7 protein-coding genes and 1 pseudogene are annotated in these 12,570 nt (G+C 35.2%); 5 read left to right on the forward strand and 3 right to left on the reverse strand.

Features of this window, described 5'->3' with window-relative positions; all coding sequences use genetic code 11:
- Window positions 1-311 precede the first annotated feature (311 nt).
- The 4 genes from ABL518_RS03380 (at window position 312) to ABL518_RS06570 (ending at window position 6,743) form a co-directional block, all read left to right on the forward strand.
- Window positions 312-3,608 carry a DEAD/DEAH box helicase gene (locus tag ABL518_RS03380; protein ID WP_348994347.1) on the forward strand — a complete coding sequence of 1,099 codons (3,297 nt, stop codon included), beginning with the start codon at window positions 312-314 and terminating at the stop codon, window positions 3,606-3,608.
- Window positions 3,609-3,617: 9 nt separating this feature from the next.
- Complete coding sequence (locus ABL518_RS03385) at window positions 3,618-3,839, forward strand: hypothetical protein (protein ID WP_010082262.1); 222 nt, start codon at window positions 3,618-3,620, stop codon at window positions 3,837-3,839.
- 706 nt (window positions 3,840-4,545) lie between these two features.
- Window positions 4,546-6,570 carry an AAA family ATPase gene (locus ABL518_RS03390; protein ID WP_010082263.1) on the forward strand — a complete coding sequence of 675 codons (2,025 nt, stop codon included), beginning with the start codon at window positions 4,546-4,548 and terminating at the stop codon, window positions 6,568-6,570.
- Entirely contained in the window at window positions 6,552-6,743 is a 192-nt protein-coding gene (locus ABL518_RS06570; RefSeq protein WP_007550458.1) for a hypothetical protein, read from the forward strand. The genes ABL518_RS03390 and ABL518_RS06570 overlap by 19 nt, the downstream gene beginning before the upstream one ends.
- Window positions 6,744-7,908: 1,165 nt before the next feature.
- Here the strand turns inward: ABL518_RS06570 and ltrA are convergent.
- The 3 genes from ltrA to ABL518_RS03405 form a co-directional block, all read right to left on the reverse strand.
- A complete protein-coding gene (gene ltrA, locus ABL518_RS03395; RefSeq protein WP_010082264.1) occupies window positions 7,909-9,147 on the reverse strand; it encodes a group II intron reverse transcriptase/maturase in 1,239 nt (412 codons plus the stop codon).
- Between the two features lie 35 nt (window positions 9,148-9,182).
- Window positions 9,183-9,311, reverse strand: coding sequence for a hypothetical protein (locus tag ABL518_RS03400; RefSeq protein ID WP_255324786.1), 129 nt, complete (start codon window positions 9,309-9,311; stop codon window positions 9,183-9,185).
- A 494-nt stretch (window positions 9,312-9,805) separates the two neighbouring features.
- Window positions 9,806-10,810: a virulence RhuM family protein gene (locus ABL518_RS03405; RefSeq protein ID WP_010962468.1), complete on the reverse strand. Its 1,005-nt coding sequence runs from the start codon at window positions 10,808-10,810 to the stop codon at window positions 9,806-9,808.
- 1,279 nt (window positions 10,811-12,089) lie between these two features.
- On the opposite strand from ABL518_RS03405, the pseudogene ABL518_RS03415 reads away from it, so the two are divergent.
- Window positions 12,090-12,458, forward strand: a pseudogene (locus tag ABL518_RS03415) (Holliday junction resolvase); the annotation flags it as partial.
- Between the last annotated feature and the right edge of the window lie 112 nt (window positions 12,459-12,570).

Consider the following 12,570-nt stretch of genomic DNA (forward strand, 5'->3'; position numbering starts at 1 on the left):
CTGGCAAGAGTCTTGACGCCGTAAAAAAAACTACTCAATAATTGGGTAACTTCTGATGACATTTTCACTGTACATTTATCGCACAACATTAGTGCTACAATCACAGGTGTAAGGGTATTAAACAACCTTTAAAAAGTTTCACTTTTCCCTTAATCAATTTTTCCTTTGATATAAGTGTTTATTGCTTTTGCCCTCTCTGTTGTTATAATTAACATTTTGTAGTAGTTCAAGATGAGTTTTGCATATTCAGAGAAAATCGTCCATAGAATCAGCATCTAGCTTATCTAGGTTAAAATATATAGTTTTACAAGATGACTATTTATGGAAGAACATGGCGGGGTAAGAAGTGGCTCCAGTCTTTTGACGGAATAGATTATGATAACCGTCTTCCACGTGGCAGAACTTGTGCTAATACTGGTCGAGCTTTTGGTATTAAAATTAATGGTCACATAGTTACAGCTAAAGTTCATAGCTCAGGATCTTACCCATATCGTGGTTCAAAACCTCAACCATATAAAGTCAAAATTATACTCAATGAATTAAGCTCATCAGAACAACAGACCATTCGTCAAATTATTGAAACTTCACCAGCTATATTAGCTAAATTGATAAATAGACAATTATCAGCCAGCTTGTTTGATAAGCTTAATGATCTTGGGATTAAATTATTTCCTTCAAATTGGCAGGAGATGAATGCAAGTTGTAGTTGTCCTGATTGGGCTATGCCTTGTAAACACATTGCTGCTGTAATTTATCTTATTGCTGCAGAAATTGATAAAAACCCCTTCATGATTTTTAATATTCATAATTGTAATTTGTCAGCACTTATCGATGATTTTGGGAATGGAAAATTAGAAAATGCTCAAAACATTTTAAAGATAGATGATATATTTAAGGCATGTTCTAAAATTAGAATACATAACCAAGCAATTTTAAATGATATTGATTTATCAACTATTCCTAACCTTTTTGATTGTATCAGTAGTATTTTAACAGATAATCCACTTTTTTTTGAAAAAAACTTTCATAATATCTTACAGATAGCTTATAAGCATTGGCAAAAGTATCCTGCAGGAAGATTAGTGTACTATCCAGCTTCTAAGAAGGAACTATCAGAAGAGGAGCTATTTATTAAAAGATGGGGAAATATTGAGAATTGGCAAACATTTCAACTATTCATTGATGATCAGCATTACCTTACTCAAGTGAGCAATGGTACAACTAATTTATTTAGGCTCAGTGGAAATGTATTGAGGGATGTAGCACGATTTTTAAATGATATTCCTAGTTCGTTACTCCACAAACTTAACCCTGAACTTCGCTTCATGCATATGATTTCACAGTTTGCACATATGCTAATGGAAAAGTCAGCGCTAATACCACAAGTATTACAAAACAAAAGAGGAGAAGTAATAATTAGGTGGATTCCGGCGTTGTTTAATGAGTCAGTTAAGGAAATTCATAGCAAGATATCATCTATTTGTCCGCCTCTATTGATTAAATATCAAGAAATCGTTATGGAACCAGAGGAACAAGTAAATGTTGCTATCTCTCTCATCCTTTTAGGGTATATAGAAGATAACTTTCCTGCATCACTGGATAAGCATAGAGATAAATCCATCTTTGAATTATTCTTTACTGGAAGATCATACAAGTTTACTGAGTTTAGCAACAAGGAAATACCGCAAGCAATTAATCTCTGGCTTTCACGTCTTTATTTAGCAGATAAACCTTACAAACTCTATTTAATGATAAAAGATCACCATGAAAAATTTGAACTTGAGGTACAGTTATCACTGGATGATGAGAAGTCATTCATCAAGCTGGAAAAAGCACTCTCTAATCAAAACGTAAAGCTTAGTATTTTATCTGATCTTGCACTTTTGTCTGAATATATACCTGAACTAGAAAAGTCGATTGACGATAATAGCACATTATCATTTAATTTAGATAATTTTGCACCATTATTTTTGCATATCTTGCCTGTACTAAGAGCAATAGGCATCAAAGTTATTTTGCCGAAATCTTTACAAAAAATCTTAAAACCACAATTAAGTCTTAATTTGTCTACTAAAGATAAAATAAAAGAAGATCGCGAAAGCTTTTTAACGCTGGAAAATTTATTGAAATTTGATTGGAAAGTAGCAATAGGAGATAAAAAACTAAGCGTTACAGAATTTAAAAAATTGCTAAAAGATTCCCGAGGGCTTGTGCGAATAGTCGATCAGTACGTCCTTTTGGATGACAAAGAGGTAGAAGCTTTATTAAAAAAACTTGATAAATTGCCTGATTATTTAAGTCAAGCAGAGCTTATGCAAGCTGCTCTAACAGGAGAAGTAAATGAAACTAAAGTAGCATTTGACCAGCAGCTTACAAGCTTATTTAATAAACTTAATACTTACACACCTGTTACTACACCAAATAATCTAATAGCACAACTACGCCCATATCAAGAACGTGGATTTAGTTGGCTTGTACAGAACATAGAAAACGGGTTTGGTAGCATAATTGCTGATGATATGGGTCTTGGTAAAACATTACAGGTTATAGCAGCTATTCTGTGTTGCAAAAATACAGGGTTTTTGGATCGGGACAGAGTCTTGGTAGTAGCTCCCACAAGCATATTAAGTAATTGGCAACGAGAGATGGAACGTTTTGCACCAGAATTAAAGCTTTTCGTCTATCACGGACAAAATCGAGAATTGGCAAGTGATTATGATGTAGCTCTAACATCCTATGGTCTTGCACGTCGTGATAAAAAAGAACTTAATAAAATTCGCTGGTTTTTGCTCGTGATTGATGAAGCACAAAATATAAAAAATCCTAATACCGAACAAACCAAGGCAATTAAAACTATTGCAGCAAAACATAAGATAGCTATGAGTGGTACGCCTGTTGAGAATAGGTTGCTTGAGTATTGGAGCATTTTTGACTTTATCAACAAATCTTATCTTGGTACTCCTAAGCAGTTTAAAAGCAGCTTTGCAACACCGATTGAAAAAGCAAGAGATAAAACTTGTCTAGAAAGGTTTATGAAAATCACTAGCCCTTTTATGTTACGTAGGCTTAAGAGTGATAAAAGCATTATTCAGGATTTACCAGATAAAATTGAGAACAATCGTTATTGTTCCCTCACTTCAGAGCAAACAGCGCTTTATCAAAAGGTTGTTGATACAACTATGGAGAAGATAGAAAAAAGTGAAGGGATTGAACGTAAGGGACTAATCTTTAAACTTATCAATGCTTTAAAGCAAATTTGTAACCATCCATCACAGTTTGGCAAGAAAAAGCGTGCGAGTATTGAACAATCCGGTAAAATGCAGATGCTTGAGGAAATATTGATTAGTATTGGTGAAGTTGCAGAAAAATCATTGATATTTACTCAATACACTGAAATGGGTGAGATTATAGCTAGGCTACTTGAAGAAAGGTTTGAATCAGAAGTGCCATTTTTACATGGAGGACTTTCTAGAAAAGCACGTGATACAATGATTAATGACTTTCAAAACTTATTCCAGTCCAACATTCTTATAGTGTCTTTAAAAGCTGGTGGAACAGGGCTTAATTTAACAGCGGCAAACCATGTAATACATTACGATTTATGGTAGAATCCAGCAGTGGAAGCACAAGCAACAGATCGGGCCTATCGTATCGGGCAAGAACGTAATGTCATGGTGTACAGGCTACTTTCAACAGGTACATTTGAAGAGCGTATTGATGAGATGATTCAAAGCAAGAAGGAATTAGCAAACCTAACTATAAGTAGTGGCGAGAGTTGGATTACAGAATTTAACAACGATCAATTAAGAGATTTAGTTAATATAAAAAATGCACTATAATATAGCTGAGTTATTTAATGTAAAGAACCAGCTAACTACCGCTAATAGTTCAAAATAGAGACAAAGATTATATTTCGTACTTTATGTCTCATTGGTAGGCAAAAAGCCTGTAATTACGTTTTAAAGTGATTCCACTTTAAACTGTACCCTTTAGCACCTGTAATGCCCTTTAAAATTTGAATAAAAAGCATCTTTAATAATTCTATTCATGAACCAAAAAGTAATTGCCGTTTTCAGAAACTTTTCATTTTTACAGATGGCTTGAAAAGATTATCATTAATAGGTAGGCCAAACTCCTCCAAAGAAAAAAGTTTTTAATTTTTTCAGAAAAAGTCATAAGAAACCCGGTATATATATAGTAGAGGGTTTTCTATCAAAGACACCATTATGAATTATATAGCAGAAAGAAAACATTAGTTTTTTTAATTTATTTTAAATATATCAACAGAATAAAAACTAAGTGGTTGACATGGTGAGTAAAATGTAGTAGAATTATAATAGAGTGTTTTTCCTTAAAAGAAAGAAGATACTAAAACCTCACTTTTCACCTGAACTGACTTCCTTTACTTGTTAATATATTTTTCAAGCTTTGCCAAGAGAACCCCCACCGTAGTTTTTACTTACATAATGAAAGAGTAAGACCCCAATCAAAACAGCCTTACTCAAAAACCTTTCAAACGCTTAATCTTAAAAGGAGTTTCAACTTATGGTACAAGATTTTTTAACTGATGTCAAACAAAAAAATACTTTAAATGATGAATATTATGATTTTAATAATACTGTAGAACCATTAGAGCAATTTGATGTAGAAGAAATAAAAAGACAACTATTATTAAACATAAGATCATGCCTTTCTTATTTATTCCCAAGGGGAACTTTTCATGGAGATGAATTCCGAATAGGTGATGTGCATGGTAACAAAGGACAAAGCCTCAGAGTAGCATTAACTGGTGGAAAAGCCGGACTCTGGCAGGATTTTGCAACTGGGCAGAAAGGTGATGTTCTTGATATTTGGGCAGGTGCACAGGGAAAAGATACAAAGAGAGACTTTTGTGAAGTGATGGCCTCTATAAGTGAATGTCTTGGATATAACAAGAAATGCGCAAAGGCTGACGAAGACTTCGAGAAATTTATTACCCACAGTTGGAATTATTATGATGAAAATGGTCAGGTCATTGTAAAAATTTATCGTTCTGATCCTCCTAAAGGAAAAAAGCAATATAAGCCTTTTGATGTTAAACAATCTCGGTATGGTGCGCCAAAAGTAAGACCTCTCTATAACATACCAAGTATTTTAAAGTCTGATAAAGTTGTTCTGGTTGAAGGGGAAAAATGTGCAGAAGCGCTGATAGAACAAGGTATCACAGCAACAACAGCAATGTCTGGAGCAAACGCACCAATTGATAAAACAGACTGGTCACCACTTAAAGGTAAGCATATTATCATTTGGCCAGATAATGATGAAGCAGGTAATAAATACGCAAAAAATGCTGAAAAAAAGCTTTTAGAGATCGGAGTTGCATCACTTGCTGTGCTTGAAATTCCTCGAGGTAAGCCTGAGAAATGGGATGCTGCTGATTGTGTAGAGGAAGGTATAGATGTCAAAGAGTTTTTAGCTTCAACTCCGTTGCTTACTATTGATACTCCAGCTACTGATACTTCAAATATGAAAAGTTTAGAAAGATCCACAAAACAGCCACTTAACATTTTAGATTGGAGTGCAGAGCGCTTTGTAGGTCCGGTACCAGAGCAAAAGTTTCTTGTTGAAGGTCTATTTCCTTTAGGTGTTACTTCAATAATAGCAGCAATGGGAGATACAGGCAAAGGTATGCTTCTTCTTGACCTAGCGCTTAAGGTTGCAAGTGATAAGGATCAGATGTGTGGCTTTGGTTCACTTGTTACTGAACATGGATCAGTAGTGATTTTTTCAGCAGAAGATGATGCAAGTGAGATACACCGCCGCTTAGAACGACTCGACCCTAAGTGTGAAAGGTTGAAACATAAAGATAAATTATTTATTGTACCACTGCCAAACGTCAGAGGATCACTTACAATACTCAGAAATGTTCGTGGTAAAATCGTCGAAGTTTCTCCTGAATTCGAATCCGTAATGAAACAGCTCGAGGAAATTAAAGATCTGAAATTGATAGTATTTGATCCACTTGCTTCATTTATCCATGCAGATATAAATGCTGATCCTGCTGTAGGGGATTATCTAATGTGCTTATTATCTGATTTAGCATGTAGTACTGGAGCTTCGATAATTACTGCTCATCACATGAGAAAGCCAAAAGGAGAAAAACCAATATTAACTGCTGAACAAGCACGCGATGCAATTAGAGGTACCTCTGCTCTTGTTAATGGTGTTAGATGCTCATACGCTTTTTGGCCAATAGAAAATACAGCTAGGCTAGAAATCTTTAAGGCAGTAGGAGAAACACCAAGACAGAATGCTTTGTTTCATGGGGCAATTGTGAAGGCCAATGGTTTAGCTGATCGCACTGTAAGAACTTACCTAAGAAATCAGGAAACAGGGCTACTAGAAGATATAACAATACAACTAACAGTTAAAAATGCTAGTGAAAAAGACCTTAAAATATGTCTTACTGATGCAATTACACGATCTGCTGTTGCAGGACACCCATTTACTCACACAGAGGAAGCACAGGAGTATATAAACAACGGCATAGGCTACCTGAGATTTTCCACAGTATGGGAAGAGATCGACTAGAGCGTATAGTTCAGGAACTTTTACAAGCAAAGCAGTTAGTTAAAGGAATGTCTACAGGTGCAAAAGAGGATAAGTGGCTTGACATTCCAACTGGACCATTTGCTTGTGGTATAGGAAAGTTCACTCTTGGAGCTGAAGATTTTAGCTATAGGCAAAATTTAATGTTAGGATAAGTCTTTCTTTATGGGTGGCTCTTTAAATATTTTAGAGTTGCCCTATTTTCTCTATTCAATCTACCATCTACTCAATCTAACTTCGGAGCCACAACCCTATTATAAGTTATGATTTCAATTAAAAAGGGATAAGACATCAAATGGTTGAATTATATTCCTGATTCCTTGGTTACTAAATAAGTAATGAGAAACTAGGAAGCTAAAGATCGCTTGAATCCTAACCTTTTGCCCTCTATTCCTAAAAGTGTTCCTAGTTATTATGTGTCTGAAGTCAGCCAGTATAGCGGATTCTGCGTTCCTAAAACCCTTATATATTATATATATATAATAGTAATAAATAATAATAGATAATATAAAATAATAGTAAAATACAAATAAAGTACAATAACTTAAACAGCAAAAAGAAAGAAGTCCAGAAAGGCTGCCACAAAATATTATTAAGATATTTACATTTAATGAAAAATACAATTAGTGCGTTTTTAAAAGGCTCTTACTCTCATCTTTTTTTTATGCTGATAAAACTCAGATAAACGTTGGTCTGCTAATGCGGTTTTAAAACGATTCTACGACTTCAGGGTACAATTATACCACCAAGACCTAAGTTGCTCATGTAAGGTAGCTTAAAAATCGATTATGAGGCATTTCTAAATTATTTTTTATCTCAGATTTTTATTTATTACAAAAAACCCTAAAGCTAGTCTATCATGTTTTTTTGTTGGTTGCAAAGAAAATTTTTCAAAAAAGATTGAACAACTTGTGGTGAGTATAAGGGGTTAATGGAGACTATATGAGAATACAACAACTTTTATTGCAAACCTCTGAGCAATTGATTGCAAAACTCTCAGTGATGAAACAATCTTTATCAGCAAATTGTAGATGAAGCTAAAGGAAAAAAGTTTGAAGTTACTGCCATAGAAGAAGAGACAGAAGCTCGTAAAATTTGATTGCTGCTTAAAATGGAGACAAAGAGCAAAGTTTATTTACGTCTCCAACAGAAAAGCTTCTTTTGTAGTAGTCAAAAAAAGCAGAGATATAGGGCTTTCTGAAGGGAGGGGGTCTGGTAGAGACTCATGACCTTGAAACCAGCGATTTGGTCTCATAACCATAGTCTCCCCAAAAGAACCGTGCTTGCGGATTTCCCGCACACGGCTCCACAATACAGCGTTCACACTAGTGCTCCTGTGTATAAAGAAACATATACCTTTGGTTTTGGTAATGGATTTACTTTTAAATAGTGTATAAATTGTTCCCAATCCATACTTTTCTTTTGACTACGTCGGTTTATCCACTTAAATGCTAACTTTGTTACCGGTCGATAGAATTGAATCAAACACCGATAATTTCCGCTAACTCCGAAGTAGCTATAGTGTCCTGTTAGTTTGGCTTTAAGTTTCTGCCACCAATCTTTGAGACAGATACGACTTCGTACCATCTTCAACCATTCTTTGATTTCTTTAATCTTTCTGGCTAGGCTTATTTTTGAAGTTTTCTGCTTCATCATAAGTTTACCATTACGACTTTTTCCACAATAATGTGTAAATCCTAGAAAGTTGAAGCTAGCCGTCCTACGTTTCTCTCTTTCTGCTTGATACCATTCTTTCTTACCAAACTTTACTATTTTTGTTTTATTTTCAGCTATTTCCAACCCAAATTTACTTAGTCTTTGTTTCAGTAATTCTAGAAATTCTTTTGCGTCTTCTTCCCTCTCGCAGCCAACTACAAAATCGTCGCAAAACCTTATTAGCTGTAAATATCCTCTGGCTTTTGGCTTAAATTTCTTTTCAAACCATAAGTCCAGCACATAGTGTAAGTATATATTAGCTAATACAGGGCTTACTATACCACCTTGTGGTGTGCCTTGATCGGTTGCTTTATAACATCCAACTTCGACTATTCCTGCCTTTAGAAATCGTTTTATTAACCACAATAAATTTGGGTCAGCTATTCGTTCCCTTAGACAATTCATTAGCCATTTATGTTGAACATTATCAAAGAACTTCTTGATATCCACTTCTACAATATAGTTAATTGGTTTGTGCATAACTGCTTTATCTAGAGCGTTTATTGCCTGATGACAATTTCTTCCTGGTCGAAATCCATACGAGCTGTCCATAAAGTTTGCTTCATAAATATTTTCTAATATCTTCTTTAGCATTACCTGTACCAACTTATCTTCCGTTGATGGTATTCCGAGACCGCGCTTCTCTTTGCTCCCGGCTTTGGGTATGTATACCCTTTTCACTGGTAGCGGTTGATATTGTTTTCTCTTCATACTATCCACTAGTGTTTTAAGTTTCTCTTCTAGATTTTCTCCATAAGCTTCCATTGTCACACGATCTATACCACAAGCCTTGTTGCGTTTTAGTTCCTTATAACACTCTGCAAGATTCTCTTCATTAATCAAATGAACTAATGATGTAAATTTTACTCGCTTATCTTTTAGCCCTTACTGCTATCTGGTTTAGTTTTCCTTGCATACTCCTCTAATCTCTGTTGTATTGGTATAGCAATCCCTATACCAGTCACTATATTGCTAACCGCTTCCCCTTGTATGTGGCTTTCCCACACTCCGAGTACTATCAGTTAGTCCGACTTCCTTTGCATCTTCCTCCAGTCCTCGCCTTTATTGACTTGTTCCAGAGTACCCTTACAGGAATACAAAGGATCTCCCAAGTTCACGTAAGGTCCATCTCAACACATGACGCGGCCTTCGATCCCGATGAGGTGAGTAATATCTTGCCTTAGCGTTATTACCCATGTTGCCTTCCACCAAATGTAAAGTGTCAGCCCCCATGACGCGTGAATTACGGGACTCAATACCTTCACTTTCGTTGCACCCTATGTTGTCCATTCCATTAGCTTTACTACGCTCGTTACCTTACGCAGCATAATGGTTTGTTCCAGGTTGCCGGCTAAGCTTTACCCGTGTTGGATTTTCACCAACTGTTCCTTACGCACTTCTTGGCGCACACAATTTTTCACCCCCCTTAAAATTAAAACAAAAGGTGGTAAACAAGATGTCAAACACAGATAACTCAACTACAAGCTGGTTTTTGTTGTAGTTAGATAGTTATTTTCTCACTTTCTTTACTTGCTTTAATTAATTCATCAAAATCAGATTCATGTAATTTGTCCTGTATAACTCTGTACTTTTCGTATTCTCCTTCAGCCAGGGCTTTTGCAACTTCAGCACTAACTTTACCGGCATCTTTAAGTACTTCATAATCATTGAATAATAGAAATGCATCCAATTTTTCAGCCCAGTCTTGCATTTTCATCAGCCGATTCTTTTTTGCTTGAAGTTCTGCATAATCTAGATACATCGAAACAATGTGGTTTAGTTCACTTAGTTCTTCTTCAGTTAAGTAATTTTTCGCAATACTTACATCACTCTTGTGAATTTTTTTACCTGGACCATCTTTCCATGTAGTTAGCCCCATATGTGGTTTTTTGTGATCAACCCGAGAACATATCAACTCTGCTGCAGTTAAACCATAAATTGCCCAATATAATTTGTTTTGTACTTTTGCGTAAAATTGTTTTGTTATTTCTGAATTTGGATCGTAATCTGCAGAACATTCGGCATAAATGTCGGTAATCTTCTGGTAAAATCTACGTTCGGATGCTCGTATTTCCCTGATTTTTTCAAGTAATTCATTGAAGTAGTCTTTGCCAAACTTTTTCCCGTTTTTTAGTCGTTCACTATCTAAAGCAAATCCTTTGATAATAAAATCCTTCAAAACTTTTGTAGCCCATACTCTGAATAATGTTGCTTTTTTAGAATTAACTCGATAACCAACAGCTATAATTGTATCTAAATTGTAAAGTTGTGTTGGGTAATTTTTACCGTCTGCAGCGGTTACCTCAAAAGTGGAAACAACTTCTTTTTCCTGTAATTCACCAGATTCAAATATGTTCTTGATATGCTTACTAATAGCTGGCAGTTGTACATCAAATAATTCAGCCATCCTTTTTTGCGTAAGCCAAAGATTTTCATCTCTGCATAAAACTTCAATTTCTATATTTCCACCTGGAGTAGTATAAAATACAATCTTATTCTCATCCATTATCTATCTCCTATAACTTACAAACAAACCATTGATCATCAATAGGAATTTAACCAATTAATTGTCTCTACTGCAACTAAATTCTTTAAAACGTCTTTAGAGGGCTATTATAACTTATTAATGAGCTGGATAGAGGGGAATATCTGTTTTATCAAAAATTCATGTGACCTCTTCTCAGCTCCAGTAAACAGTTATTTCCAAAATGGAAATAACTCAAATAGTAAGGTGTCTAGGAGGTCGGACTTCCGTTTAGCGGGTTCTTAAAGTTTAGGCTCTCTTTAATTTCTGAGCTGCATTCAAATTATTTTAACTTTTTTTCAGAAAATCCCGGAAAAAGTGGTGAGAAATCCGGAGTATAGGGGCATTGAGTGTAGATGTGCTTCAAACACAAAAGTCGGCAAATAAACAGAGTAGAAAAGATTGAAGGAAGCAAAAGAAATTTAGGCTTTTGGTAAGTTACGTAATTGAGAATTTGTATTTTTTTAGATGAGGTAAAAACTTTGTTTTAAGGCTAGATGCAACTTTAGGGTACAAATACTACTATTACCAAAGAACGCATATAATACCCCTTAGAACTCGAATAAATGGCATTCTTAGCAATTCTATTACTGTATAGCAAACTCACGGGTGAGTTTAGCACGTTTTTTACGCTTTGCAAAGAAAAATTAAAAAAAAGTGAACAGTTTTTGTAAAATCGGTGAATATATATAATACCAAGTCCTAACTAAGGTAGGTAGCATAAGATTCTTGTCATTGGCCAACAAAAACCCATTCATAGCATATTTTGAAGGAACCAGACGATATTTAGCGCTACTTATAGTTTTAAATAATAGCAAATGTCAATCCTCACACTCGACCTCGGCAAACAAACCGGCTGGGCTATTCTTACAGATGGAGTAATTCAAAGTGGGAGTGAAAGTTTTCATGGTAATCGTTTCAGCGGAGGTGGAATGGCTTTGTTGCATCGCTACTTATGAAAGGCTAACTATAGTTAGGATTATAAGCAACCTATTGAAAATCTTGTTTTTTTGCAATCAATCTGATCAAATTTAAGAATAGTAATTTATTATTTATATTAATAAATTTAATTCTATTGAAAATAGCTAAAGCATTGAAATTCTTGAATTTTAGCCAGATTAGTGAGTGGTAGTGAAATTTCTTTTACTCAAATTTAGGTATTCACTGACCGTTCTTGTTATAAATACCAGAATAATAAGCTACTGATATTCCCTATCTTTTTTATCTTTAATCCATCATAGCTAGCGATGCAACAAAGCCAGGTGGAATGCACTTCTTAAATTTTCGTAGGTGGCTCAATGAGATGAGGGAAAGATTTTCAGATATTGAAGCAGTGTATTTTGAAGAAGTAAGAAGACACCTTGGAACTGATGCTGCTCATTGCTACGGAGGCTTTCTAGCTCATTTAACAGCTTGGTGCGAGGAAAACAATATACCTTATCAAGGTGTACCTGTCAAGACGATAAAACGCTTTATCACCGGTAAGGGTAATGCAAGTAAAAGTGAAGTTATTGAAGCTGTGAAGGGAAAAGGGTTTATTCCTCAAGATGACAATGAGGGGGATGCTTTGGCGTTGATGTTCTATGTTAATAATTTTAGTAAAGATTTTAACATGCTAGATAGCGCATAGGAAGTGGGTCCTTCCCGCCAGCAAGGCTGATTTGGGAGCGAAACCCCGGACCTTCTCCAGCGTCAGACGTTTTTTAATTATTAACTTTTTGTTAAGAATTTAAACATAGCAA

Origin of the sequence: Wolbachia endosymbiont of Drosophila willistoni (assembly GCF_040084705.1) — a bacterium.
Lineage (GTDB): Bacteria > Pseudomonadota > Alphaproteobacteria > Rickettsiales > Anaplasmataceae > Wolbachia > Wolbachia pipientis.

Coding starts and splice junctions, on each gene's coding strand:
- ABL518_RS03380 (WP_348994347.1), top strand. CDS start 312: ATGACTATTTATGGAAGAACATGGCGGGGTAAGAAGTGGCTCCAGTCT.
- ABL518_RS03390 (WP_010082263.1), top strand. CDS start 4,546: ATGGTACAAGATTTTTTAACTGATGTCAAACAAAAAAATACTTTAAAT.
- ABL518_RS06570 (WP_007550458.1), top strand. CDS start 6,552: ATGGGAAGAGATCGACTAGAGCGTATAGTTCAGGAACTTTTACAAGCA.
- ABL518_RS03405 (WP_010962468.1), bottom strand. CDS start 10,810: ATGGATGAGAATAAGATTGTATTTTATACTACTCCAGGTGGAAATATA.